This window comes from Sphingopyxis sp. NJF-3, assembly GCF_053514865.1.
In genome coordinates, this window is sequence record NZ_CM130726.1 from 1,638,874 (window position 1) to 1,664,106 (window position 25,233).

At 67.4% G+C, this 25,233-nt stretch carries 20 protein-coding genes; 16 read left to right on the forward strand and 4 right to left on the reverse strand.

All coding sequences use genetic code 11. The features are described 5' to 3' along the window. The 8 genes from ACOTSS_RS08055 (at position 1) to ACOTSS_RS08090 (ending at position 10,852) form a co-directional block, all read left to right on the forward strand. The gene (locus tag ACOTSS_RS08055; RefSeq protein WP_448690974.1) at positions 1 to 786 is read left to right on the forward strand and encodes a type III pantothenate kinase; all 786 of its coding nucleotides are present in this window, start codon (positions 1 to 3) and stop codon (positions 784 to 786) included. Beyond that, on the forward strand, positions 783 to 2,417 hold the full coding sequence (locus tag ACOTSS_RS08060; RefSeq protein WP_448690975.1) for a ribonuclease J: 1,635 nt from the start codon (positions 783 to 785) through the stop codon (positions 2,415 to 2,417). Before ACOTSS_RS08055 ends, ACOTSS_RS08060 begins: the two co-directional genes overlap by 4 nt. 21 nt (positions 2,418 to 2,438) lie before the next feature. Beyond that, positions 2,439 to 2,699: a DUF1467 family protein gene (locus tag ACOTSS_RS08065; protein WP_448690976.1), complete on the forward strand. Its 261-nt coding sequence runs from the start codon at positions 2,439 to 2,441 to the stop codon at positions 2,697 to 2,699. A gap of 363 nt (positions 2,700 to 3,062) precedes the next feature. Beyond that, complete coding sequence (locus tag ACOTSS_RS08070) at positions 3,063 to 4,313, forward strand: lipoprotein-releasing ABC transporter permease subunit (protein WP_448690977.1); 1,251 nt, start codon at positions 3,063 to 3,065, stop codon at positions 4,311 to 4,313. Next, positions 4,306 to 4,983, forward strand: coding sequence for an ABC transporter ATP-binding protein (locus tag ACOTSS_RS08075; RefSeq protein ID WP_448690978.1), 678 nt, complete (start codon positions 4,306 to 4,308; stop codon positions 4,981 to 4,983). Before ACOTSS_RS08070 ends, ACOTSS_RS08075 begins: the two co-directional genes overlap by 8 nt. Positions 4,984 to 5,010: 27 nt before the next feature. After that, entirely contained in the window at positions 5,011 to 5,490 is a 480-nt protein-coding gene (locus ACOTSS_RS08080; protein WP_448690979.1) for a glutathione peroxidase, read from the forward strand. Positions 5,491 to 5,646: 156 nt separating this feature from the next. Beyond that, positions 5,647 to 9,138 carry a DNA polymerase III subunit alpha gene (gene dnaE, locus ACOTSS_RS08085; protein ID WP_448690980.1) on the forward strand — a complete coding sequence of 1,164 codons (3,492 nt, stop codon included), beginning with the start codon at positions 5,647 to 5,649 and terminating at the stop codon, positions 9,136 to 9,138. A gap of 109 nt (positions 9,139 to 9,247) precedes the next feature. Next, complete coding sequence (locus ACOTSS_RS08090; RefSeq protein WP_448690981.1) at positions 9,248 to 10,852, forward strand: long-chain fatty acid--CoA ligase; 1,605 nt, start codon at positions 9,248 to 9,250, stop codon at positions 10,850 to 10,852. Positions 10,853 to 10,978: 126 nt separating this feature from the next. On the opposite strand, the gene ACOTSS_RS08095 is transcribed toward ACOTSS_RS08090, so the two are convergent. The 4 genes from ACOTSS_RS08095 to ACOTSS_RS08110 form a co-directional block, all read right to left on the reverse strand. After that, positions 10,979 to 12,049: a PA0069 family radical SAM protein gene (locus ACOTSS_RS08095; protein WP_448691309.1), complete on the reverse strand. Its 1,071-nt coding sequence runs from the start codon at positions 12,047 to 12,049 to the stop codon at positions 10,979 to 10,981. A gap of 74 nt (positions 12,050 to 12,123) precedes the next feature. Further along, positions 12,124 to 12,648 carry a molybdenum cofactor biosynthesis protein B gene (gene moaB / locus ACOTSS_RS08100; RefSeq protein WP_448690982.1) on the reverse strand — a complete coding sequence of 175 codons (525 nt, stop codon included), beginning with the start codon at positions 12,646 to 12,648 and terminating at the stop codon, positions 12,124 to 12,126. Further along, a complete protein-coding gene (locus tag ACOTSS_RS08105) occupies positions 12,638 to 14,407 on the reverse strand; it encodes a lytic transglycosylase domain-containing protein (RefSeq protein ID WP_448690983.1) in 1,770 nt (589 codons plus the stop codon). Before ACOTSS_RS08105 ends, moaB begins: the two co-directional genes overlap by 11 nt. 3 nt (positions 14,408 to 14,410) lie before the next feature. Next, entirely contained in the window at positions 14,411 to 15,199 is a 789-nt protein-coding gene (locus tag ACOTSS_RS08110) for a uracil-DNA glycosylase family protein (protein WP_448690984.1), read from the reverse strand. A 119-nt stretch (positions 15,200 to 15,318) separates the two neighbouring features. On the opposite strand from ACOTSS_RS08110, the gene ACOTSS_RS08115 reads away from it, so the two are divergent. From ACOTSS_RS08115 to ACOTSS_RS08150, 8 genes are read left to right on the forward strand one after another with little or no spacing between them, the layout of a single operon-like run. Next, positions 15,319 to 16,974: an electron transfer flavoprotein-ubiquinone oxidoreductase gene (locus tag ACOTSS_RS08115; protein WP_448690985.1), complete on the forward strand. Its 1,656-nt coding sequence runs from the start codon at positions 15,319 to 15,321 to the stop codon at positions 16,972 to 16,974. Between the two features lie 34 nt (positions 16,975 to 17,008). Next, positions 17,009 to 18,643 (forward strand): tetratricopeptide repeat protein, encoded by a 1,635-nt coding sequence (locus ACOTSS_RS08120; RefSeq protein WP_448690986.1) that lies wholly within the window; start codon positions 17,009 to 17,011, stop codon positions 18,641 to 18,643. Beyond that, on the forward strand, positions 18,640 to 19,488 hold the full coding sequence (locus ACOTSS_RS08125) for a 4-(cytidine 5'-diphospho)-2-C-methyl-D-erythritol kinase (RefSeq protein WP_448690987.1): 849 nt from the start codon (positions 18,640 to 18,642) through the stop codon (positions 19,486 to 19,488). The genes ACOTSS_RS08120 and ACOTSS_RS08125 overlap by 4 nt, the downstream gene beginning before the upstream one ends. Continuing rightward, a complete protein-coding gene (locus ACOTSS_RS08130) occupies positions 19,485 to 20,216 on the forward strand; it encodes an N-formylglutamate amidohydrolase (protein WP_448690988.1) in 732 nt (243 codons plus the stop codon). The genes ACOTSS_RS08125 and ACOTSS_RS08130 overlap by 4 nt, the downstream gene beginning before the upstream one ends. Before the next feature lie 59 nt (positions 20,217 to 20,275). Next, positions 20,276 to 22,138, forward strand: a complete 1,863-nt coding sequence (ilvD, locus tag ACOTSS_RS08135; protein ID WP_448690989.1) for a dihydroxy-acid dehydratase — start codon at positions 20,276 to 20,278, stop codon at positions 22,136 to 22,138. Next, positions 22,135 to 22,530 carry a hypothetical protein gene (locus ACOTSS_RS08140; RefSeq protein WP_448690990.1) on the forward strand — a complete coding sequence of 132 codons (396 nt, stop codon included), beginning with the start codon at positions 22,135 to 22,137 and terminating at the stop codon, positions 22,528 to 22,530. Before ilvD ends, ACOTSS_RS08140 begins: the two co-directional genes overlap by 4 nt. 34 nt (positions 22,531 to 22,564) lie before the next feature. Continuing rightward, positions 22,565 to 23,911: an NAD(P)H-hydrate epimerase gene (locus tag ACOTSS_RS08145; protein ID WP_448690991.1), complete on the forward strand. Its 1,347-nt coding sequence runs from the start codon at positions 22,565 to 22,567 to the stop codon at positions 23,909 to 23,911. Next, positions 23,908 to 25,107: a class I SAM-dependent RNA methyltransferase gene (locus ACOTSS_RS08150; protein WP_448690992.1), complete on the forward strand. Its 1,200-nt coding sequence runs from the start codon at positions 23,908 to 23,910 to the stop codon at positions 25,105 to 25,107. Before ACOTSS_RS08145 ends, ACOTSS_RS08150 begins: the two co-directional genes overlap by 4 nt. The last annotated feature ends 126 nt before the right edge of the window (positions 25,108 to 25,233 follow it).

Below are 25,233 nucleotides of genomic sequence, written 5' to 3' on the forward strand. Positions count from 1 at the left end.
GTGCTGCTCGCGATCGATGTCGGCAACACCAACGCCAAATTCGCGCTCTTTCGCGGCACCGAGCTGCTGGCGCGCTGGCGCATCGCGACCGACGACCGCCGCACCGCCGACGAATATATGGTCTGGCTCGACCAGCTCCTGCGCATCGAGGGCCACGACCGCGCCGACGTCGACGCGGTGATCATCTCGACCGTGGTGCCGCGCGCGCTTCATAACCTGCGCCTGCTCGCCGACAAATATTTCGGGGTCGAGGCGCTGATCGCGGGCCGCGACCCGGTGAGCTGGGGCATCGCGCTCAAGGTCGACGAACCGCAGGCGGTGGGCGCGGACCGCGCGTGCAATGCCATTTCGGCGCAAGCGATCGCGCCGGACAAGGACAAGCTGGTCATCAGCTTCGGCACCGCGACGACCTTCGACCATATCGGCCCCGAGGGCGGCTATCTTGGCGGGATCATCGCGCCGGGGGTCAATCTTTCGCTGGAGGCGCTGGTCGCGGCGGCGGCGAAACTGCCGCGCATCGCCATCGAGGCGCCGGCGAGCGGCAGCGTCATCGGCCGCACGACCGAAAGCCAGATGCTGATCGGCGTCTATTGGGGCTATGTCGCGATGATCGAGGGGCTGATCGCGCGGATGAAGGCCGAGGTCGGCAAGCCGATGACCGTCATCGCAACCGGCGGCCTCGCCACCCTGTTCGAGGAACACGCCCATCTGTTCGACCGCATCGAACCCGATCTGACGCTGAACGGCCTGATGCACCTCTATAACCAACGGAGCACCGGCCAATGACGAAACCCGGCAAGGAGCTGCTTTTCCTCGCGCTCGGCGGGTCGGGCGAGATCGGCATGAACGCCAATCTTTACGGCTGCGACGGCAAGTGGATCATGCTCGACCTCGGCGTGACATTCGGCAGCCAGGACTATCCCGGCATCGACATCGTCATGCCCGACCTCGAATTCATCGAGGACCGCAAGGACGACCTGCTCGGCATCGTGCTGACCCACGGGCACGAGGACCATATCGGCGCCATCCCCTATCTCGCTGCCGACCTCGGCGTACCGCTCTACGCCAACCGCTTCACCGCGGGGCTGATCGCGCACAAGCTGGCCGAAGAGGGGCTGGAGAAGGAGGTCGAGATCAAGGTCGTCGACATCGACGACAGCTTCACGCTCGGGCCCTTCGGCATCCGCCTCGTCCCGCTCGCCCACTCGATCCTCGAAATGAGCGCGGTGGTGATCGACACGCCTTATGGCCGCATTTTCCATACCGGCGACTGGAAGCTCGACGAGGAGCCGATCCTCGGCACCCCCGCGACCGCCGCGGCGCTGACCGCGATCGGCGACGAGGGTATCGACGTGCTCGTCTGCGATTCGACCAACGCTTTCAATGCCGAAGCCTCGGGCAGCGAGGGCGCCTTGCGCGCAGGGCTGCAGGCGGCGGTCGGCGCGGCGAAGGGCCGGGTGGTCGTCACCACCTTCGCGTCCAACGCCGCGCGATTGGCGACGCTGGGCGCGGTCGCGAAGGCGACCGGGCGCAGCCTCTGCGTCGCCGGGCGCTCGCTCGACCGCATCCTCGGCGTCGCGCGCTCGGTCGGCTATCTCAAGGATTTTCCGCCGACGGTCGATTTCGACGAGGCGATGCGGCTGCCGCGCGACAAGGTCATGGTGATCGCGACGGGCGGGCAGGGCGAACCGCGCGCCGCGCTCGCGCGCATGGCGGGCGACGTCCACCAGATCAAGCTCGAGGCCGGCGACACCGTCGTCTTCTCGTCGAAGCAGATTCCGGGCAACGAGGTCGCGATCGGACGGATCATGAACCAGCTCGCGGCAAAGGACGTGCTGACGGTCACCGAGAAGCAGGCGCATATCCACGTCAGCGGCCACCCCGGCCAGCCCGAGCTCGCGGCGCTCTATGGCTGGCTGCGGCCGAAGCTCGTCGTGCCGGTGCACGGCGAGATCCGTCATATGCACGAACAGGCGCGCTTCGCGCTCGAAAAGGGCGTTCCCGATGCGCTGGTGCAGGAAAATGGCGACCTGGTGCGGCTCGCGCCCGGTTCGGCGAAAATCCTCGAGCGTGTCCGCTCGGGCCGCCTGATCCTCGACGGCGACGTCATCCTGCCCGCCGACGGCGAGACGATCAACGAACGCCGCAAGCTTGCGCTCAACGGGCATATCTCGGTCGCCGCGATCTTCTCGGACAACCGGTTCGTCGAGAGCGCGATCAGCTACCGCGGGGTCCCGGTCGAGGACGAACGCGAAGCCTTCGTCGATGAAATGCGCGAAGCCGCCGAACAGGCCGCGACCGGCCCCGCGCGCGACCGCGAAAAGCTGCGCGAGGCGATCCGCCTCGGCGTGCGGCGGATCGCGACCGACTGGACCGGGAAAAAGCCCGTCGTCGACGTCATGCTCGTCGATATCTGATCGGGCAGGGGAGCAATCGCGATGAAATGGACCTCGGCGCTGGCCATCTACCTGCTCTTCTGGGCGTTCAGCGCCTTTTTCGTGCTGCCGTTCCACGGCCGCAAGGCCGACGACGATGCCGTGCCGCTGGTGAAGGGGCAGGAACCGGGCGCCCCCGCGACGGTACGGCCGCTGCGCATCCTGGCGCAGATGACGATCGTCGCGACGATCGGCTTCGTGATCTATTATGTCGCTTATGTCCGCGGCTGGGTCGACCCCGATGTGCTGAGCGGACGGGCATAGGCCTCCGTCGGAGCGCAGCACCCGGAATCACAACGCCCGGGCCTCGTTCGAGACCCGGGCGCCTGTGACGAACACTCGCCATCCCCCTTTTGCGCAGGCCAGGCGAATGGCCTACACTCCCTGGCACCGGGCCTTTCGCCGCTTGAACCAGAAGACTTGGGGCTAAGGCGAACGGGCCGCTTTGTCACGCGCCGCGAACGGCTCGACGCCTCTTTTGCGCCGCCCTGTGGCCGATGGGCAACAGGTTTTCGCGAGTGGCTCGCAACTACGCCGCGCGGGGCGGCCATTGCCAGCGACGCGGCGCGCCCCTAAAGCGGCCGCATGTGTATTGTTATGCACGCGCTTTGAAGGACCTTTCGACCGATGATCCTGCGTCCTTACGAGCGCACTATCTTCAAACGTTACATGCTGCCGCAGCGGGGCGAAGGGTTCATCTTCGTCGCGGCGGCGTTCAGTTTCATCGCGGTGACGCTGGGCGTCGCGGCGCTGGTGATCGTGATGAGCGTGATGAACGGGGTGCGCGCCGACCTGTTCGACAAGATCGTCGGGCTCAACGGCCATGCGGTGGTGCAGGGCTTCGGCGGGCGGCTCGACGACTGGCAGGACGTTCTGAAGCAGGCGCGCGCGACGCCCGGCGTGGTGTCGGCGACGCCGCTGATCGAACAGCCCTTGCTCGCGACCTCGAACGGTCGCGTCGAGGGTATTTTGACGCGCGGCATGCTGGTGTCCGATATCCGCCGCAACGAGACGCTCAACGGCAAGGTGCTGCAGGGCAGCCTCGACACGCTGACCCCCGGATCGGGCAACGTCGCGATCGGCAGCGAGCTGGCGCGCAACCTGGGCGCGCAGGTCGGATCGACGCTGACGATCATCAACCCTGCGGGCCGCTCGACCCCGTTCGGCACCGTGCCGCGCGAGATCGGCTATCGCGTGTCGGCTGTGTTCGAAATCGGTGTCTATGACTTCGACAAGGCCTATGTCGTCATGCCGATGGAGGATGCGCAGCTCCTCCTGCTCACCGGCGACCAGATCGGGATGATCGAGATCAAGACCACCGATCCCGACAAGGTGGGCACGATTCTGCAGCCGCTCGCCGAAAAGCTCGCGTCGCGGGCGGTGATTTCCGACTGGCGCTCGATGAATTCCAGCCTGTTCGAGGCGCTGTCGGTCGAGCGGGTCGCGATGTTCGTGATCCTGTCGCTGATCGTGCTCGTCGCCGCATTCAACATCGTCTCCTCGCTGATCATGCTGGTGCGCGCGAAGACGCGCGACATGGCGATCCTCCGCACGATGGGCGCGCCGCGCGACGCGGTGCTGCGCATCTTCATGGCGATCGGCCTGTCGATCGGCATCGCGGGCACGATCTTCGGCATGGTGATCGGGTTCAGCCTGCTCTATTTCCGCCAGGGCGTGCTGCGCGGCGCCGAGTTCATCACCGGCCAGCCGCTGTGGGATCCCTCGATCCGCTTTCTGTCCGAACTTCCGTCGAAGCCCGACCCGTTCGAGATCGTCGGCATTGCGGTGATGGCGATCGTCTTCAGCTTCCTCGCGACGCTTTATCCGGCGTTCAAGGCGGCCAACACCGACCCCGTGCAGGTGCTGCGTTATGAGTGACGTCGTGCTCGAACTCACAGGCCTCAAGCGCAGTTTCACCCAGGGCGAGGTCACGATCGATGTGCTGCGCGGCGTCGATGCGAACCTCAAACGCGGCGAGATCGTCGCGCTGCTCGGCCCGTCGGGATCGGGCAAATCGACGATGCTGCAGGCGGTCGGACTGCTCGAAGGCGGTTTCGACGGGACGATCCGCATCGACGGAGAGGACGTCACGCGGCTGGGTCAGGGCGAGCGGACGAAGACACGGCGTGAGAAGATCGGCTTCGTCTATCAGTTCCACCACTTGCTCCCCGATTTCAACGCGATCGAAAATGTCGTGCTGCCGCAGCTCATCCGCGGCGCGGGGCAGGCCGATGCCGAGGAACGCGCCGCTGACCTGCTCGGGCGACTGGGTCTGGCCGAGCGGCTGCATCACAAGCCGAGCAAGCTGTCGGGCGGCGAGCAGCAGCGCGTGGCGGTGGCGCGCGCGCTCGCGAACCGGCCGCTGCTGGTGCTCGCCGACGAGCCGACAGGCAACCTCGACGAGGCGACCGCCGACCGCGTGTTCGACCAGTTCGTGAAGCTGGTCCGCGATCACGGCTCGGCGGCGCTCGTCGCGACGCACAACGAACGGCTCGCGGCAAAGATGGACCGCGTCCTGCGCTTGCACGAGGGGCATATCGAGGCGTAATCTCGCGCCGATTGGAGGGGAGTGATCATGGCGCTTTACGATCTTTCCGCACCGCTGCCGGGTGGTGGCAAACAGTCGATGGCCGATTATCGCGGCAAGGTGCTGCTGATCGTCAACACCGCGTCGAAATGCGGCTTCACGCCCCAATATGCCGAACTCGAGGCGCTTTATCGCGATTACCAGGATCGCGGGTTCGAGGTGCTGGCCTTTCCGTGCAACCAGTTTGGCGCGCAGGAACCCGGCGATGCCGACGAGATCGCGAACTTCTGCTCGCTGACCTATGACGTGACCTTCCCGGTGATGGCGAAGATCGACGTCAACGGCAGTGATGCCGACCCGATCTTCAAGCATCTGAAGGATGAGAAGACGGGCCTGCTCGGCAGCGGGATCAAGTGGAATTTCACCAAATTCCTGGTCGACCGCGACGGCAAGGTGGTATCGCGCCACGCGCCGACGACGAAGCCCGAGCAGCTCAGGAAAGAGATCGAGGAATTGCTGGGTCGATAAGATCCGTCATTGCGAGCGAAGCGAAGCAATCTCCAGCTATCGCGGTCGAGCGAGGTCAACAGCTGGAGATTGCTTCGTCGCCGCCGGCTCCTCGCAATGACGATTTTGTGAAACCGGCCATGGTCGAATCGCCTCAGTCGCAGTAGCGTCCCTTCCATGGCCTACAGCCCCTTTGTCCCCCTGCGCGTCTTTTCCAGTTTCACCATGCTGGAGGGGGCGATCGAGCCCAAGGCGATTGCGAAAGCCGCGCGCGACCGCGGCTTTCCGGCGATCGCAGTCGCCGACCGCAATGGGCTCTACGGCGTCATGGCGTTCGGCGAGGCGTGCAAGGCGGCGGGAGTGCAGCCGATCGTCGGGGCGCTGCTCAGCATCGCGCGGCCGGGGCAGCGGCTGGCGAACGGCGCGCCCTTGATCGACTGGATCGCGCTCTATGCGCAGGACGACAAGGGTTATGACAATCTCTGCGCGCTGGTGTCGGCGGCGCACCTCGATCGTCCGGTCGAGCAGGATCCGCACGTCGCGCTGTCGGCGCTCGCCGGGCGGACCGAGGGGCTGATCTGCCTGACCGGCGGCGGCGAGGGCGCGCTGGCGCGCCTGCTCGCGGACGAACAGAAGACCGCGGCCGAGGATTATGTCGAACAGCTCGAGGCGCTGTTCGGGGACCGGCTCTATATCGAGCTGTCGCGCCGCGGCGATGCGGTCGAGATGGCAGCCGAGAAAGCGCTGATCGACATGGCCTATGCGCGCGCGCTGCCGCTGGTCGCGACCAACCCCGCCAATTTCGTCGAACCGCAGTTCCATCCCGCGCACGATGCGATGCTGTGCATCGCGCAATCGGCCTATGTCGAGAGCGAGGACCGACGGGTGTCGAGCCCCGAGGCGTGGCTGAAGCCCGCCGAGGCGATGGAGGATGCGTTCTCCGACCTGCCCGAGGCGATGCGCAACACGCTCGTCATCGCGCAGCGCTGCGCCTTCATGGCGCCGAAGCGCGCGCCGATCCTGCCGAGCCTTGCAGGCGATCGCGAGGGCGAGGCGGCGCAGCTCAAACAGGATGCGCACGACGGGCTTGCGGCTCGGCTCGCGCTCTATCCCGATCTGACCGACACAGAGCGGCAGGCCTATCTCGAACGGCTCGATTTCGAAGTTGGCGTCATCACCCAGATGGGGTTTCCGGGCTATTTTCTGATCGTCGCCGACTTCATCAAATGGGCGAAATCGCACGATATTCCGGTGGGGCCGGGGCGCGGTTCGGGCGCGGGCTCGGTCGTCGCGTGGGCGCTCACCATCACCGATCTCGATCCCCTGAAATTGGGCCTGCTCTTCGAACGCTTCCTCAACCCCGAGCGCGTGTCGATGCCCGACTTCGACATCGACTTCTGCGAAACGCGGCGCGGCGAGGTGATCCGCTATGTGCAGGAGAAATATGGCCGCGACACCGTCGCGCAGATCATCACCTTCGGTAAGCTGAAGGCGCGCGCGGTTCTGAAGGACACCGGCCGCGTGCTCCAGATGAGCTATGGCCAGGTCGATCGGCTCGCCAAGCTGGTGCCCAATCATCCGACCGATCCCTGGACGCTCGAACGCGCGCTGAACGGCGTCAGCGAGCTGATGACCGAATATAAGCAGGACGACGGCGTCCGGCGCCTGTTCGACATGGCGCGCCAGCTTGAAGGACTGCCGCGGCACAGCTCGACCCACGCCGCGGGTGTGGTGATCGGCGACCGACCGCTCGACCAGCTCGTCCCGCTCTATCGCGACCCGCGTTCGGACATGCCCGTGACCCAATTCGACATGAAATATGTCGAGAGCGCAGGGCTGGTGAAGTTCGACTTCCTGGGTCTCAAGACGCTGTCGGTGCTCAAGGAGGCGCGGCGACTGCTCGCGCTCCGCGGGGTCGACGTCGATCTCGACCAGCTCGGCTGGGATGATCCGGGGGTTTACGAGCTTCTCCAGCGCGGCGACACGGTCGGGGTGTTCCAACTCGAATCCGAAGGGATGCGGCGCACGCTGTCGGCGGTGAAGCCGACCAATTTCGGCGACATCATCGCGCTCGTCGCGCTCTATCGCCCGGGGCCGATGGACAATATCCCGCTGTTCGGCGCGCGCAAGAACGGGCGCGAGGCGATCGCCTATCCGCACCCGTTGCTCGAGGAGATTCTGGCCGAAACCTACGGCATCTTCGTCTATCAGGAACAGGTGATGCAGGCGGCGCAGATCCTCGCCGGCTACAGCCTCGGCGGCGCCGACCTCCTGCGCCGCGCGATGGGCAAGAAGATCCAGGCCGAGATGGACGCCCAGCGCGAAACCTTTGTGAAGGGTTGCGGCGAACATAATGGAATCGATGCGAAAAAGGCGAACGAACTGTTCGACTTGATCGACAAGTTCGCGGGCTATGGTTTCAACAAGAGCCATGCCGCGGCCTATGCACTGCTTGCCTATCAGACGGCTTGGCTGAAGGCGCATCATCCGCATGAATTCTTCGCCGCGTCGATGTCGTTCGACAGCCACCAGACCGACAAATTGTCGATCTTCATCGACGATATGCGCCGGCTCGACATCGCGGTCGCGCCGCCCTCGGTGAACGAGAGCGAGGCCGATTTCTCGGTCGGACGCACCGACGAGGGGCTTGCGGTGCGCTATGCGCTGGGCGCGCTCAAGGGGGTCGGCGAGCGTGCGATGGAGGAACTGGTCGCCGAGCGGCGCGCGCGCGGCGATTTCGCGAGCCTCGACGATTTCGCGGGCCGCATCGACCCCAAGCTGCTCAATCGCCGGCAGATCGAGGCGCTCGCGGGGGCGGGCGCGTTCGACGGAATCGAGCCCGATCGCCCGCGCGCCTTCGCGGGCGCCGAGGCGCTGCTTGCCTGCGCCAATGCCTCGGCGCACGAGCGCTCGACGGGGCAGGGCGGGCTGTTCGGCGGCGACGTCGATCTCGCGCCGGTGCTCCAGCTTCCCGCCGCCGAGCCCTGGACGCTCGCCGAGCGGATGGGCAAGGAAAAGGACGCTTTCGGCTTCTATTTCTCGGCGCATCCGGTCGAGCAATATGAAGCGATCGTCGCGGCGCGCGGCGCGCGCTCCTATGGTGACATCTGCGAGACGGTCGAAATGACGCCCGGAACGCGGATTCCGATGACGATGGCGGCGATGGTCGAAAGCGCGCGCCCGCGCGTGTCGCAGCGCGGCAATCGCTTCCTCAACCTGACATTGTCCGACCGCAGCGGTCAGTTCCAGTCGAGCTGCTTCGACGAACAGGCGGGCAAGATACTGGAATCGCTTGCTGCCGACGGTGGCTGTGCGCTGTTGTCGGTCGAACTCGACCTGCTCGAAGGCGAGGAAACGCCGCGCGTCACGGTGCGCGGCGCGCAGTCGCTGGCCGACATCGCGGCGACCGCGGCGTTGCAACTGACCTGCCGCGTCGAACTGGCGAGCGCGATCGACGATATGGTGCGGATATGCGAACGGCGCGACGATGCGCGCGGGCGGATCGTCATCACCACCGACGATCCGCTCACCGGCAATCCGGTGCGGGTCAGCCTCGGCCGGAATTTCGCACTCGGCCCCGATGTCGTAGCGCGGCTTGAGTTGGTCGGCGGCATCGCCGAACCGTCGCTGTCGCTCCACACGCCACGCGATTTTCGCGTGCGCGGCTGACTTTTCGTCCCCTCGCTCGCCGCGACGGGCCCCTTCGAGCGCGCTTGACGCTTGCACGGCGCGCAATCGCGATTATCCCTTATGCAACAGCAATAAGAGGATGCCGATTATGGGAATGCAAGGCCAGCCGCTTCTCGTCACCAGTCTGATCGACCATGCCGCGCGCGAGCATGCGGGACGCGAGATCGTTTCGCGCTGGGCCGACGGCAGCGTGACGCGCTCGACCTGGGGCGAGGTCGGGGTCGATGCGCGCCGCTTTGCGTCGGCGCTGACCGGGCTTGGCATGACCAAGGGCGACCGGATCGCGACGCTGGCGATGAACCACGGCCATCACCTCGTCAGCTGGTACGGCACCGCGGGGATGGGCGGCGTGCTCCACACGGTGAACCCGCGGCTGTTCGACGAGCAGCTCATCTACATCATCAACCATGCCGAGGATCGGGTGCTGTTCTTCGACGCGGCCTTCCTGCCGATCGTCGAGCGGCTGCGGCCCGAATTGAAGAGCGTCGAACATTTCATCCTGTTCGACGCGCCGGCCCAGGACGGCTATCTCTCCTACCACGACCTGATCGCTGGCGGGGACGCGGCGTTCGTCTGGGTCGATCTCGACGAGCGCGATCCGGTCGGGCTCTGCTATACCAGCGGGACGACGGGCAATCCCAAGGGCGTGCTCTACGAGCATCGGTCGAACGTCATCCACGCGGTCACGGAGATCCAGCCCGACGCCTTCAACCTGTCGAACCGCAGCGTGATCCTGCCGATCGTGCCGATGTTCCACGCCAACAGCTGGGGCATTCCCTTCGCCGCGGCGACGGTGGGGGCGAAGATGGTGTTTTCGGCGACCAACGACGCGCACTTGCTGTGCGACCTGATACACGGCGAAGGCGTCACGCACAGCGCCGGGGTGCCGACGGTGTGGCTCGCCATGTTTGCGCATATGGATGCGACCGGGATCGACTATGGCGCGCTGCAGCATGTGATCATCGGCGGATCGGCGGCGCCGCGCGCGATGATCGAGCGTTTCCTGAAGGCGGGCGTCTATGTCGGACACGCCTGGGGGATGACCGAAACCAGCCCGATCGGAACAATGGGCCGGCGCCCGTGGAACTGGGACCAACTGGGCTTCGACGAACAGGTCGACGTGATCTGCCGCCAGGGCTGCCCGCCCTTCGGGGTCGAACTGCGGATCGTCGACGACGCGGACGCCGTCCTACCACGCGACGGGCAGACCAGCGGTCGGCTGCAGATTCGCGGGCCGTGGATCATCCAGCGCTATTTCCGGGGCGAAACCGACGCCGCCGATGTCGAGGGCTGGTTCGATACCGGCGACGTCGCGGTGATCCACCCCGACGGAGTCATGCAGATCACCGACCGTGCCAAGGACGTCATCAAGTCGGGCGGCGAATGGATCAGCTCGATCGAGCTCGAAAACGCCGCGGTGGGCGCGCCCGGGGTGCAGGAAGCCGCGGCGGTTGGTGTCTATCACCCCAAATGGGACGAGCGGCCGATCCTGCTGATCGTGCGCAAGCCGGGCTCCGACGCCAGCGAGGCGGGCATCGTCGATTATCTGAAGGACAAGGTCGCCAAATGGTGGCTGCCCGACGAGATCGTCTTCGTCGACGAGCTTCCCCATACGGCTACGGGGAAGATTTTGAAGCGTCAGCTTCGCGATGATTACAAGGATTACAAGCTGAAGTCGCTGGCGGAGGCATAGGCTTTCCGGCTTATCGTCATTGCGAGGAGCGTAGCGACGAAGCAATCTCCACTATCTGCCTTGCGCAAGATTGATGGCTGGAGATTGCTTCGCTTCGCTCGCAATGACGTTTCCCTTTTGACTGCATCAGAAAAGCTCCATCTGCCCGTCGCGCTCGGGCGGCCTGAACAGGTCGCAGCGGATCGGCGGGAAGCTCCGGTCCATGCCATGCTCGCGCGCGGCGCGCTTGACGCGCTGGCGGATCAATTGCGGCCAGATGCCGCGGCCCTTCATGCGGCTGAAGAAACCGGGGTCGTTGTCGCGGCCGCCGCGAATGTCCTGGACCATGTGCATGACCTTGTCGGCGCGGTCGGGATAGTGGGCCGCTAGCCAGGCGCGAAACAGCGGCGCGACCTCGAACGGCAGGCGCATCAGGATGTAGGAGGCACGGATCGCGCCGGCTTCGGCGGCGGCCGCCATGATCGCCTCGATCTCGTGATCGGTGATCGCGGGGATGATCGGCGAGATATTGACCTGCGTCGGCACGCCCGCGTCGATCAGCGCGCGGATCGCCGCGAGACGCCGCCGCGGATGCGGCGCGCGCGGCTCTAGAGTGCGGGCGAGCTTGGAATCCAGCGTCGTCACCGAAATGGCGACGCCGACAAGGTCGTCCTTCGCCATCTGGGCGAGCAGGTCGATGTCGCGGAGTAGCCGGTCGGACTTGGTGGTGATCAGCAGCGGATGCCGGGTTTCGGCGAGCACCTCGACCACCGATCGGGTGATGCGCCATTCGCGCTCGATCGGCTGATATCCGTCGGTGTTGGTCCCGATCGCGAGCGGCGCGACCTTGTAATTGCGCTTTGCCAGTTCCTGCCGCAGTAGCCTGGCCGCATCGGGCTTGGCGAACAGCCTGCTCTCGAAATCGAGGCCGGGCGAAAGGTCGTGGAAGGCGTGGGTCGGGCGCGCGAAGCAATAGATGCAGCCGTGCTCGCAGCCGCGATAGGGGTTGATCGAGCGATCGAAGCCGATGTCGGGTGAGGCGTTGCGCGCGATGATCGTCTTTGGATGCTCGACCGTCACCGTGGTGCGCAGTCGCGGCGGCGCGCCGTCGATATCCTCCGCCGCGTCGAGCCAGTCGCCGTCGGCCTCGCGGTCGAGCGAGCCCGTGCGGACGGGACGCGGATTCGCCGGTGCGCCGCGGCCGGCGATGGGGGGCAGGGGCTTTGTGGGCACCCGCCAAAATTACTGCATGAAAAAGAACAAATAAAGAACATTATCGCCGGGGCGACACGTCATTCCATCAACCGCGGCATCAGTTCGACGAAGTTGCAGGGCTTGTGCCGGCTGTCGAGCTGGGTCGACAATATGCCCTCCCACGCGTCCTTCACCGCGCCCGTCGAGCCGGGCAGCGCGAAGATATAGGTGCCGCGCGCGACGACCGCGCAGGCGCGCGACTGGATCGTCGAGGTGCCGATCGTCTGATAGCTGAGCCAGCGGAACAGCTCGCCGAAGCCGGGAATGTCCTTGCCGTCGAGGCGGTGCAGCGCCTCGGGCGTCACGTCGCGGCCGGTGAGGCCGGTGCCGCCGGTGGTGATCACGACGTCGACTTCGGGATCGTCGATCCAGTTGTGGAGACGCGAGACGATCAGGTCGGCCTCGTCGCGGATGATCGCGCGCGCGGCGAGGATATGCCCCGCATCGGTCAGCAATTGCTCGAGCGTGTCGCCCGAACGGTCATCCGCCGCGCCGCGACTGTCCGAAATCGTCAGGATCGCGATGCGAACGGACTTGAAAGGCAGGGCCGGGTCAATCGGCATCGGCAAGGCCGCCGGCCCAGGTCAGCCGGATGCGATCCTTGCCGTCGGGAAAGCGCGGCCATTTGCCCTGCGCGAGCGCGGCGCGGCTGACCGATGGCTTGCCCTGCTGCGCCTCGTACATCCAGTAGTTGCGCAGCACCGTGCCGACATAGCCGCGCGTTTCCCAATAGGGGATCGATTCCATGTAGAGCAGAGGATCGCCCTGATCGCGGATTTCGGTCTGCCAGCGCGCGACGGGCGCGGGACCGGCGTTATAGGCGGCGATAACCTTGGGCAGCAGCCCGCCGGTCGAGGCGTCGCGGCTCAGATACTGAAGGTAGCGCTGGCCGAGGTCCATGTTCACCGACGGGGTCTTGAGATCGGCGAGCGCGGCCTTGATCTTGTCGCCGTCCCAGCGGGCGATATCGCCGGCGGTGCCGGGGCGCACCTGCATCAGCCCATAGGCGCCGGCCGGGCTGACGACGGCGCGGCGGAAGCGCGATTCCTGCAACGTATGGGCAAAGACCAGCGCCGGATCGACCTTCCAGCCGCCATTGGGTTCCCATTTGGGCTGCGGATAGCGCGTCGACGCGGCGAGCTTGCGGCCCTGCGGCGTGTTGTGCGCGAGCCAGAGCTGGGTTTCGGGGAGGCTCAATGCTTCGGCCATGCCGATCAACTGTTCGTGCTGGCGCGGATCGCCGATCTGTGCCTGGTGGCGCAGTGCTTCGCCCGCATAATTGTCCTCACCGATCTCGGCGAGCGCCAGCGCGGCGCGGACATTGGGCTGCCTTTCGAGCGCGCGCCAGGCGCTGCGGTCGGGGCGCAGGCTTTCGCGCTGGCTCGCGGCCTCCTGACCCAGCGTTTCCTTGGCAAGCAGGCCGTAGAAGGTTTCCTGGTTCGCGGCGGCGGCGCGCAGCCGCGGCTGGACCAGTTCCGGCCGGGCGGACGCGATCGCGGCGCGCGCGGACCAGTAATAGCCCGCGGCGCGCAGCTCGCTGTCGGGCGCTTCCTTCGCGACACGGTCGAAAGCCGTGAGCGCGGTGGCATAATCGTGCATGCGCCACGACGCGAGCCCGCGCACCCAGGCGCCCTGCGTCGACCAGGCGCTCTGCCCGCCGGTGCAATCGGTCGCCATGCGCAGCGCGTTCGCGTCGTCATTCTCGATATAATAGGACCAGGCGACCTTCTGCCGCCATTCGTCGCGCGCCTCGGGGCTGAGCTTGTCGATCACCGCGTTGAGCAGCGCCTCTGCGCCCGCGGGGTCGTCGTTCTTGATGCGTTCGGGGATGCTGGTCGCGAGGCCCGCCGCGAACGGATCGCTGACCGAATCGGCGCCGAGGCGGCGCGGCGCGCTGCCCGACCAGGAGAGGGTGGTTTCGGCGGGGAGGGTCGGCAGATCGGTCGCGCCGCGCCGGGTCGCGAGCCGGCCGAGCTGCGCCGCCTGCGGCAGCCACGGCGAGCGCGAGAGGATCGGCATGATGTCGGTGATTTCGGCGCGCGGGCTGTTCGCGGCGAGCCAATATTCGGCGCGCAGGAAATCGTCGAGCGGGCCGTCCTTGGCGTCGGCGAGCAAGGATTTCGCGTCGGCCCAGCGCTGGCCGCGGATCGCCGCGAGAACCTGCGAATAATATTGCTTCTGCTTCGACGACAGGATGTCGGGCACCGTCTGCGGCGCGCCGACCATGCCGGGGTCGCCGGCATCGGTCGCCATCGCGGGCGAAGCGGCCGCCGCGGCGGCGAGAAGGAGCGGAGCGGCGAAAGCCGCGATCGAAGTCTTCATCTGTCAACGTCCCCGGTTGAACAGTTTGAGGCTATCCCAGGCGGCCGCCTTGTGGGCCGGACGGGCCAGCAGCATCGCGGGATGCGCGATGGCTGCCGCCGTCACCCTGCCGCCCGAATGGTTAATATCGAGTAACCTTCCGCGCGCATCGGGGAGCGCGAGGTTCGCCGCCATCCGCACGATGTCGCTTCCGATCAGCAGCAGCTTGCCGGGACCGGCGAGCTTCAGATGATGCGACAGCAGCCGTTCGAGTTCGCCGGCATCGCGCGCGTCGCAGCGTCCGCCCGGGGGCCGCGTGACCGCGAGGCTGGCGAGATAGCAGTCGGCGCGCGTCGTGCCGATCGCCTGCAGCATCGCGTCGAGCAACTTGCCCGCCGCGCCGCTGAACAATTCGCCGTCGCGCTGGTCGTCGATCTCGGGCCAGGCGGTCAGCAGCATCAACGGCGCGCCGCGCGCGCCGACGGGCAGGACGCGGCGCGCATCCCATTGGCTGCCCGGCACGTCGGGATGGTCCGCAAGCCATGACTGGAAGCCGTCCCAATCGTCGGGAAAGGCGACCGGGCCCTTGGCCGCCGGAACGTCTTCGTCCGCGGCGCGGCGCTGGAGCGCGGCGGGCAAGGGCGGAGGTTCGGCTTCGGCGGCGATCACGGGTCGGGGCTTGGGCGCCGGATCGTTTGCGGGCGGCGCGACAAGCCAGCCCGCAGGCGTTTCGCCGACGAGCGCGTCGACCCCCGCCAGCGACCACCAGTCGCAGATGCTTTCCGCCAGCAAGACCGATTTCTGCCCACCCATGAATTTGTTTCAAACAGGCAGTTGACGGACGCGTCAATTGGCGGGCATCGCAATTCGTGACAAAATGAGCGCCGGACGCGATGAATGATCGGCGCGGGGACGGCAGAAAGGTATTATCGGTGAGCGAACGGGAATCGATGCCCTATGATGTGGTCATCGTCGGCGCGGGTCCGGCGGGGCTGTCGGCGGCGATCCGCCTCAAGCAACTGGCGAATGAGGCGGGTAGCGAACTGTCGGTCTGCATCCTAGAAAAAGGATCCGAGGTCGGCGCGCATATCCTGTCGGGGGCGGTCATCGACCCCAAGTCGCTCGACGAACTGATCCCCGACTGGCGCGACATGGGCTGTCCGCTCGCCGAGGTGCCGGTGAACGACAACCAGCATTGGGTGCTGACCAAGACGAAGAAGTTCGGCCTTCCCGAATTCATCTCGCCCGGTTTCATGCATAACAAGGGCACCTATACCGGTAGCCTCGGCAATCTCTGCCGCTGGCTCGCCGAGCAGGCCGAAGGGCTGGGGGTCGAAATTTTCCCCGGATTCCCCGCCGCCGAGATCCTCTACAACGACGACGGCTCGGTGAAGGGCGTTGCGACCGGCGACATGGGCGTGGCGCGCGACGGCAGCCACAAGCCGGACTATGCGCCCGGGCTCGAGCTCCACGCCAAATACACCTTCTTTGCCGAAGGCGTGCGCGGGCACCTCACCAAGATGCTCAAGCCGCAATTCGCGCTCGACGCCGATTGCGAGCCGCAGGTCTATGGCCTCGGCGTCAAGGAGTTGTGGGACATCGACCCCGCGAACCACGCGCCGGGCCGCGTTATCCACACGCAGGGCTGGCCGCTCGATGCGAATTCGAACGGCGGCGGCTTCCTCTATCACCAGGCGAACGGGCAGGTCGCCCTGGGCTTTGTCACCTGGCTCAACTATCGCAACCCGCACACGTCGCCTTTCCAGGAAATGCAGAAGTGGAAGACGCATCCCGAGATCGCGAAGATATTGAAGGGCGGCAAGCGCGTCTCCTATGGCGCGCGCGCGATCAGCGACGGCGGCTATCAGTCGGTGCCGAAGCTCGCCTTCCCGGGCGGCGCGCTGATCGGCGACAGCGCCGGCTTCCTCAACGTGCCGCGCATCAAGGGCACGCACACTTCGATGAAATCGGGGATGATGGCGGCCGAAGCGGCCTTCGCCGCGGTGAACGCGGGTCGCGCCGGCGACACGCTCGACTCCTATCAGGCGGCCTATGACGAGAGTTGGGTCAAGAAGGAACTGGGCGTCGTCCGCAACGTGCTGCCTCTGGTCGAGAAATATGGCGATCTTGCGGGTACGATCCTGTCGGGCATCACCATGTGGCTCGAGACGCTGAAGATCAGGGTGCCCTTCACGATGAAGCATCATCCGGACAACACGACGCTCTATCGCGCCGACATGATGCCGAAGCCCGACTATCCGAAGCCCGACGGGGTGCTGACCTTCGACCGGCTGTCTTCGGTGTTCCTGTCGAACACCAATCATGAGGAGGATCAGCCGGTCCACTTGCAGCTCAAGGATCCGACCATCCCGGTCGAGTATAACCTGCCGCTCTACGACGAACCCGCGCAGCGTTATTGCCCCGCCGGGGTCTATGAGATCGTCGGCGCCGAAGAGGGTGATCCGAAGTTCGTGATCAACGCGCAGAATTGCGTCCATTGCAAGACGTGCGACATCAAGGACCCGACCCAGAACATCAACTGGGTCACTCCCGAAGGCGGTGGAGGCCCCAATTACCCGAACATGTAAGCCCGTTCGTTCCCTTGCGATCCTGACGTCCCTCATGGTCGCGCTCGCGGCGGTACCCGCGCAGGCGGCGACCGATCCCGGCGATGAAGCGCTGAACGCGTTCGTCCGCGCGCGGCTCGCCGAAGAAGCGGGCGAGCCCGCCGCGGCGCTGTTGAAACTGACGACCGTTGCCAGCCTCGCCCCCAACCTGCCCGGCGTGCGCGGCCGGATGCTCGAACAGGCGATTCAGGCCGGCGACCTCCCCGCCGCGCGCAGCGCTGCGGCGGCGCTGTGGAAGAGCGGCGACCGCCGCTTCGATGCGCAGCTCGTGCTGCTCGTCGACGCGCTGCGCCGATCCGACTGGAAAAGTGCGCGCGACGTGATGGGCGGGCGCCCCGACAAGGCCGGGGTCGACGCCGTCGCGAAGCTGATCACCCCCGCAATCAGCGCGTGGATCGACGTGGGTACTCGCGAAAAGCATCCCGAACGTCATTTGATCGCCGCCAGCCCGGTCGCGCGGCCCGAACCCGCGCTGCTGCTCGAAGCGGCGCTCGTCGAACTCGCGGCGCGCCGGCCCGCCGACGCCGTGACGCTGGTCGACACGATCACGCTGAGCGACCGGTCGAGCCAGCTCGTCGCGCTGCGCGTCGCGGCGTCGCTCGACAAGGCGGGCGAGGCCGCGGCGGCCGAACGGCTGCGCGGACGCATTGCGCTCGCGGCTGGCGAACGCGACGATCCGCTGCTGCTGCTTCCCGACCAGCCGGTTTCGACCCCGCGCGCCGGGGTTGCGCACTGGCTGGGGCTGCTCGCCGACGGGCTTTCGCGCACCCCGCACGGCAGTCCGACGGTGCCGCTGCTCTTCGCCCGCGCCGCTTACTGGCTGAACGACGGGGATCAGCAGGTTCGTACGACGCTGGTCGAGGCGCTCGACCGCAACGGGCAGCGTGACGATGCGATGGCCCTGCTGACCGACGATGGCGCGGCGCTGCCCCCCGTCCTGGCGATGCGCCGCGCCGAACTTCTCGCCGACGGTGGCGACATGGCGGAGGCGCTGGCGACGGCCGAAGCCGCAGTGGCCGGCGAGACGCCGCCGCGCAGCCTGCTGCTTCGTCTTGCCGACCTTGCGCGTCGATCGGACGACAGCGATGCGGCGATGCGGGCCTATGCGCGATTGGAAGCGAGCCTGGGCGACGGCGAGGAGGATGCGGCGCTGCATGCGCTGTTGCTGATCTCGCGCGCCGACCTGCTGCTCAAGGCCGGCGACTGGGATGGAGCCGCGCCGCTGATCGAACAGGCGGTCGCGCTGCGGCCGGGCGATGCGGCGGTGCTGAACTTCGCCGGATATTCGGCGATCGAGCGGCGCAAGAATGTCGAGCAGTCGCTGGAACGGATCGAGGCGGCGTGGCGGAAGGAGCCGCAGGACCCGAGCATCACCGATTCGCTCGGCTGGGCCTATTTCCTGAGCGGGCGGATCGACGATGCGGTGCCGCTGCTCGAGAAGGCACAGCGCGGCGATCCCGAAAATTCTGTGATCGTCGAGCATCTGGGCGATGCCTATTGGAAGGCAGGGCGTCGCTTTTCGGCGCGTTACGTCTGGCGCGCGGCGGCGCTGGGCGCCGAGGCGGACATGGCGACGCGGATCACCGCGAAGCTGCGCGACGGGCTGACCCCCGCGACCGTGGCACCGTGACGGTCTTCACCGAAACCGGCTGGGCGAAGATCAATCTGGCGCTGCATGTGCGGGCAAGGCGCGCGGACGGCTATCATGAAATCGAGACGCTGTTCGCCTTCGTCGACGGGGGCGACACGCTGGTGGCCGCGGTTGCCGATACCGACACGCTGACCATCGATGGCGCGTTCGCGGAGGGACTGAGTGCGGGCGCAGACAATCTGGTGCTGGGTACGCTCGCCTTGCTCCGCGGCCGCTATGGCGCCGATCGCGTGCCGTCGCTCGCCATACGGTTGACCAAGGCTCTGCCGGTCGCGGCGGGGATCGGCGGCGGGTCGGCCGATGCGGCGGCGATGGCGCGGCTCGTGCGGCGGCATTTCCTGCCCGAGCTGGGCGACGCGGCGCTGGCGCGGCTGGTGACACCGCTTGGCGCGGATATCGCCGCCTGTGTTGCAAGCGAGACATGCCTCGGCGTCGGCACCGGCGCGGAACTCAGTCCCGCGCCCGAACTGGCGCTCGGCGGAACGCCCGTCCTCCTCGTCAACCCGCGGCAGCCCGTCGCGACCGGGCCGGTGTTCGCTGCATGGGACGGCACCGATCGCGGCCCGCTGTTCACCGGCGCGGACCTTCGCGCGCAGCTCTTCGCGGCGCGCAACGATCTCCAGCGTCCGGCGATCGCGCAGTGCCCGGCGGTTGCCAAGGTGCTGACCGAGCTTGGCGGGCTGCGACCGTGGCTCGCGCGCATGTCGGGGTCGGGCGCGACCTGCTTCGCGCTGTTCGATGCGCCCGCCGAACGCGATGCGGCGGCACTCTACCTGAAGGAACGGCGTCCCGAATGGTGGCGGATGACGGGGGCGCTGCGATGAGTGAAGCCTGGCGCGATCTCGGAACGCCGCGCGCGGGCGGGGTGCTGCTGATCGGCGATCATGCGTCGAACCATGTCCCCGCCGACATCGACCTCGGCATCGACCCCGCCTTGCTGAAAAACCATATCGCGATCGACATCGGGGTCGCCGAAGTCGCGGCGCTGCTGGTCGAGGATGGCGCGGTCGATGCGGCGATCCTGGGCGGCGTGTCGCGGCTCGTCGTCGACTGCAACCGCGACGAGGAAGCGCCGGGGGTGCTGCCGATCGCGAGTGACGGGCACGCGGTTCCGGGCAATGCGCTCGATGACGCGGCGCGGGAAGCGCGATTGGCGCGGTTTTTCCGGCCCTATCACGACCATATCGCGGCGGTGATTGCGGCGCAGCGCCCGGCGATGATCCTGTCGCTGCACAGCTTTACGCCTTCGCTGGCCAGTCATCCCGATCAGGCGCGGCCGTGGCATGTCGGGGTGCTCTATAATGGCGACGATCGTCTCGCGGGGCCGGCGATCGCGGCGCTCGAAGCCGAAGGGCTGATCGTCGGCGATCAGCAGCCCTATTCGGGCAAGCTGCTCAACGCGACGATGAACCGTCATGCCGAGGCGAATGGGATACCCTATGTCGGGATCGAGATGCGCCAGGACCTGGTCGGCGACCCTGCGGGGCAGGCGCGCTTCGCCGGACTGCTGGCGCACATGCTGAGGAAAGCGGCATTGAAACTGCCGGCATAGGCGTGTAGAGGCGCTTTGAATCGCCATTTTATGAAATAATATTATCAGGAACTCTCCAAATGCCTTCTTATCGTTCACGCACGACTACCCACGGCCGCAACATGGCGGGCGCGCGCGGGCTGTGGCGCGCGACGGGGATGAAGGACAGCGACTTCGGCAAGCCGATCGTCGCGGTGGTCAACAGCTTCACGCAATTCGTGCCCGGCCACGTCCATCTGAAGGACCTGGGCCAGATGGTCGCGCGCGAAATCGAGGCGGCGGGCGGAGTCGCCAAGGAATTCAACACGATCGCGGTCGACGACGGCATCGCGATGGGCCACGACGGCATGCTCTACAGCTTGCCGAGCCGCGACCTGATCGCCGACAGCGTCGAATATATGGTCAACGCGCATTGCGCCGACGCGATGGTGTGCATTTCCAACTGCGACAAGATCACGCCCGGCATGCTGATGGCGGCGCTGCGCATCAACATTCCCGTCATCTTCGTCTCGGGCGGGCCGATGGAGGCGGGCAAGGTGGTGCTCAAGGGCAAGGAAGTCGCCCTCGATCTCGTGGATGCGATGGTCGCCGCAGCCGACGAACATTATACGGATGAAGAGGTCGCGGCGGTCGAACGCTCGGCGTGCCCGACCTGCGGAAGCTGCTCGGGCATGTTCACCGCCAATTCGATGAACTGCCTCACCGAGGCGCTGGGGCTGTCGTTGCCCGGCAACGGATCGACCCTCGCGACCCACGCCGACCGCAAGGCGCTGTTCCTGCGTGCCGGGCGGATCGCCGTCGAAATGTGCAAGCGCCATTATGAAGAGGGCGACGACAGCGTGCTGCCGCGCAATATCGCGACCTTCGAGGCGTTCGAAAATGCGATGAGCCTCGACATCGCGATGGGCGGATCGACCAACACCGTGCTCCACCTGCTCGCCGCCGCGCACGAGGCCGGCGTCGATTTCACCATGGAGGACATCGACCGGCTGTCGCGCCGCGTTCCCTGCCTGTCGAAGGTCGCGCCGGCGAAGAGCGACGTCCATATGGAGGATGTCCACCGCGCCGGCGGGATCATGGCGATCCTCGGCGAACTCGAACGCGCCGGGCTGCTCCACGCGCATCTGCCGACCGTGCACAGCGCGACGCTGGGCGATGCGCTGAACAAATGGGACATCGGACGCACCAACGACCCGGCGGTGCAAAAATTCTTCATGGCGGCGCCCGGCGGAGTGCCGACGCAGACCGCGTTCAGCCAGGACCGGCGCTGGGACAGCCTCGACCTCGACCGCGAGAGCGGGGTGATCCGCTCGGCAAGTCATGCGTTCAGCAAGGATGGCGGGCTAGCGGTGCTCTCGGGCAATATCGCGCGCGACGGCTGCATCGTGAAGACCGCGGGGGTCGACGAATCGATCCTCGAGTTCACCGGCCCCGCCAAGGTGTTCGAAAGCCAGGACGCGGCTGTCGCGGGGATCCTGACCGGGCAGATCGAGGCGGGCGACGTGGTCGTGATCCGCTACGAAGGGCCGAAGGGTGGGCCGGGGATGCAGGAAATGCTCTATCCGACCAGCTACCTCAAATCGAAGGGGCTGGGCGCCGCCTGCGCGCTGATCACCGACGGCCGCTTTTCGGGTGGCACCTCGGGCTTGTCGATCGGCCATGTCTCGCCCGAAGCGGCCGAGGGCGGGGCGATCGGGCTGGTCGAGGACGGCGACCTGATCAAGATCGACATTCCGAAGCGCACGATCGACCTGCTCCTTTCGGACGCGGAGCTGGCGTCGCGCCGGGCGGCGATGGACGCGAAGGGCGAGGCGGCGTGGCAGCCCGCCAAACCGCGTCCGCGCAAGGTTTCGGTAGCACTTCAGGCCTATGCTGCGATGACGACGAGCGCCGCGCGCGGCGCGGTGCGCGACCTGTCGCAGCTGAGGAAGGCCGGGGGATGACGCCATCGAAACGGGGCGGGATGATGCTGCCGCTGGTGCTGCTCGGGGGCTGCAACGCGGCTCCCGACAATGGCGCGCTCGCCGAAGCCGAGGCGCGGCAGGCAAAGGAAGCCGCGCTGAATGGCCGTATCGACTGCGCGCTCGAAGGCGCGAAGCTGTTCGACCGCACCTGCACGATCGAGGAAATGAGCGGTGCAGCGGGGACCATCCTCGTCGTCGGTCGCGCCGACACCGGCTATCGCCGCCTGGCGATCGCGACCGACGGGCGCGGCGTTGTGTCCGCCGACGGGTCGGAGCCCGCGAAGGTGACGATCGTCGGCGACGGGATGATCGAGGTCGCGATCGGCGGCGACCGCTACCGGCTGCCGGCGAATACCAGCGGCGGGAAGTAGCGCGACTTTTCCTTCCATCATGTTAGGGAAAGGCATGTCCGTTCCCGCCGACGCTCCCATCCTGACCAGCGACGCGATGCGCGTGGCCGAGGCGGCGTGCGCCGCGTCGGGCGCGTCGCTGGCCGAACTGATGGAGCGCGCCGGCGCCGCGATCGCCGATACCGCATGGCGGATGGCGGCGGGCGCGCCGATCCTGATTCTCTGCGGACCCGGCAATAATGGCGGCGACGGCTATGTCGCGGCGCGCCTGCTCGCCCAGCGCGGGGTGCGTGTGCGCGTGGCGGCCCTGGCGGAGCCGGCTACCGACCTAGCACGCTCGGCGCGGCTGGGGTGGGCAGGGCTTGTCGAGGCGCTGGGCGGCGATCTGGCGCCCGCGCCGCTGATCATCGATGCGCTGTTCGGCGTGGGGCTGTCGCGGCCGCTGGCTGACGATCTTGCGGCGCACTTGGTTCGCTTTGCGGGACGCCGCGTGCTCGCGGTCGATGTGCCGAGCGGGGTCGATGCCGACGGGGTGCAGGATTGGGTTCCGCCATTGCCCGCCAACGTCACGGTCGCGCTGGGCGCTCTCAAACCGGCGCATGTGCTGTTGCCTGCCGCGCCCACCTGCGGGCGGACCCTGCTGGCCACGATCGGGATCGACGCCGCGCCGACGCTGCGCACGCTGCCTCGCTTCGAAAGCGACGCGCCCGATGCGTCGGCGCACAAGTTCAGCCGCGGCATGACGCTCGTCCGCGCCGGGCCGATGCCGGGGGCGGCGGGGCTGGCGGCCGCTGCGGTGCTGCGCGCCGGGGCGGGCTATGCGATATTGAGCGGGGCTTCCGACGCGCCCTTTTCGGCGGTCATTGTTGAGAGCGGCGAGGGTTTTTCCGCGCGGCTCGCCGATCCGCGCCTCGGCGCCGTGGTGATCGGGCCGGGCTATCCGGCGGGCGACGCGCTCGACCGCGACGTGGCGTCGGCGCTGGGCAGCGGCAAGCCGCTCGTCCTCGACGCGGCCGCGATCGCGTCGGCGCTGCCGAGGCTTGGCGAGGCTCGCGCGATCCTGACGCCGCACGCGGGCGAGTTCGCGCGCGCCTTTCCCGGCCTTGCGGGAAGCAAGATCGACCGGGCGCGGGCGGCAGCGCAGCAGAGCGGCGCGGTGGTGATCTACAAGGGCGGCGATACCGTTATCGCGGCGCCCGACGGGCGCGCCGTGGCCGCGTGGCCGGGATGCCCCTGGCTCGCCACCGCGGGGACCGGCGACGTGCTGGCGGGCGCGTGCGGCGCGATGCTCGCGCGCGGCGGCGATGCCTTCGACGCCGCTGTCGCGGCGGTGGGCTGGCATATCGCGCGCGCACGGGCTATCGGCCCCGGCCTTGTAGCGGATGATCTGGTAAAAGCATGACCGATGAAGATTTGATCGAACGCATCGCCGCGCGCGGGGATGGCGTGACGGCGGACGGGCGCCATGTCGCGGGCGGCGTGCCCGGCGACCGGGTCGCGGCCGACGGGATGTTGATTCCGGGCCCGAACCGCGCCGAGCCCATCTGCCGCCATTTCGGCAAATGCGGTGGCTGCCAGCTCCAGCATGTCGCCGAGGGCGCGCTCGCCGATTTCGTGCGCGACCGGGTCGCGGGGGCGCTGGCGGGACAACAGGTCGCGGCGGGCGAGATACGCCCGGCGCTGCTGTCGCCGCCGCAAAGCCGGCGTCGCGCGGCGCTCAGCGCGCTCAGGGCGGGCAAGCAGATCGCCGTCGGCTTCAACGCCGCGCAGAGCAACCAGATCGTCGACATGCGCGAATGCCCGCTGCTGGTCCCCGAGCTGTTCGCGCTGATCGGCCCCGTCCGCGCCCTGCTGAACGCCGTCGCGCCGCAGCGGCGCCCGGTGAAGGTCAAGCTGCAGATGCTCGATCAGGGCGCCGAAGTGGTGCTGGAGGGCGTGCGCGCGGAGGGGCTCGACGCCGCGATGGCGCTGCAGGATTTCGCAGGCGCGCACGGCCTCGCGCGGCTGGCGATCGATCAGGGCGACGGGCTGGAGATCATCTGGCAGCCCGAGCCGCCGACGGTACGCTTCGGCGACATCGCGGTCGAAGTGCCGCCCTTCGCCTTTCTGCAGGCGACCGCTGCAGGGCAGGCGGCGCTCGTCGAGGCGGTGCGCGAGGCGATCGGGGACGCACCGGCGGTCGCCGACCTGTTCGCCGGCGTCGGGACCTTCGCGCTGTCGGTGCAGGCGGGGCGGAAGGTCTATGCGGCCGAAGGCGCGCGCGATGCGATTCTGGCGCTGACCGGCGCGGCCAACCGCGCGCGGGCGCTGGTCGCGACCGAGCATCGCGACCTGTTCCGGCGGCCGCTGGTTCCCGCCGAACTCGACCGCTTCGGCGCGGTGATCCTCGACCCGCCGCGGGCAGGAGCCGAGGAACAGGTCAAGCAGCTCGCGGCGTCGGCGGTGCCGGCGATCGCCTATGTGAGCTGCAATCCCGCGAGCTTCGCGCGCGATGCGAAGCTGCTGGTCGCAGGCGGCTATCGCCTCGACTGGGTGCAGCCGGTCGGGCAGTTCCGCTGGTCGACCCATGTGGAACTCGCGGGGCGGTTTTCGAGGTAATCAAGGCCCCTCCCCTTCAGGGGAGGGGTTGGGGTGGGCCCATCGACCTTGCGCAAGGCATCAAGCCCCACCCGCTGCGATCAAGCCAGCAAGCTGGCAAGTCTCGCTGTCCTCCCCTGAAGGGGA

Excerpts from the sequence above, each read along its gene's own strand:
- ACOTSS_RS08060 (WP_448690975.1), top strand. The coding sequence starts at position 783 with ATGACGAAACCCGGCAAGGAGCTGCTTTTCCTCGCGCTCGGCGGGTCG.
- ACOTSS_RS08065 (WP_448690976.1), top strand. The coding sequence starts at position 2,439 with ATGAAATGGACCTCGGCGCTGGCCATCTACCTGCTCTTCTGGGCGTTC.
- ACOTSS_RS08070 (WP_448690977.1), top strand. The coding sequence starts at position 3,063 with ATGATCCTGCGTCCTTACGAGCGCACTATCTTCAAACGTTACATGCTG.
- ACOTSS_RS08075 (WP_448690978.1), top strand. The coding sequence starts at position 4,306 with ATGAGTGACGTCGTGCTCGAACTCACAGGCCTCAAGCGCAGTTTCACC.
- ACOTSS_RS08080 (WP_448690979.1), top strand. The coding sequence starts at position 5,011 with ATGGCGCTTTACGATCTTTCCGCACCGCTGCCGGGTGGTGGCAAACAG.
- dnaE (WP_448690980.1), top strand. The coding sequence starts at position 5,647 with ATGGCCTACAGCCCCTTTGTCCCCCTGCGCGTCTTTTCCAGTTTCACC.
- ACOTSS_RS08090 (WP_448690981.1), top strand. The coding sequence starts at position 9,248 with ATGGGAATGCAAGGCCAGCCGCTTCTCGTCACCAGTCTGATCGACCAT.
- moaB (WP_448690982.1), bottom strand. The coding sequence starts at position 12,648 with ATGCCGATTGACCCGGCCCTGCCTTTCAAGTCCGTTCGCATCGCGATC.
- ACOTSS_RS08105 (WP_448690983.1), bottom strand. The coding sequence starts at position 14,407 with ATGAAGACTTCGATCGCGGCTTTCGCCGCTCCGCTCCTTCTCGCCGCC.
- ACOTSS_RS08110 (WP_448690984.1), bottom strand. The coding sequence starts at position 15,199 with ATGGGTGGGCAGAAATCGGTCTTGCTGGCGGAAAGCATCTGCGACTGG.
- ACOTSS_RS08120 (WP_448690986.1), top strand. The coding sequence starts at position 17,009 with ATGGTCGCGCTCGCGGCGGTACCCGCGCAGGCGGCGACCGATCCCGGC.
- ACOTSS_RS08130 (WP_448690988.1), top strand. The coding sequence starts at position 19,485 with ATGAGTGAAGCCTGGCGCGATCTCGGAACGCCGCGCGCGGGCGGGGTG.
- ilvD (WP_448690989.1), top strand. The coding sequence starts at position 20,276 with ATGCCTTCTTATCGTTCACGCACGACTACCCACGGCCGCAACATGGCG.
- ACOTSS_RS08140 (WP_448690990.1), top strand. The coding sequence starts at position 22,135 with ATGACGCCATCGAAACGGGGCGGGATGATGCTGCCGCTGGTGCTGCTC.
- ACOTSS_RS08145 (WP_448690991.1), top strand. The coding sequence starts at position 22,565 with ATGTCCGTTCCCGCCGACGCTCCCATCCTGACCAGCGACGCGATGCGC.
- ACOTSS_RS08150 (WP_448690992.1), top strand. The coding sequence starts at position 23,908 with ATGACCGATGAAGATTTGATCGAACGCATCGCCGCGCGCGGGGATGGC.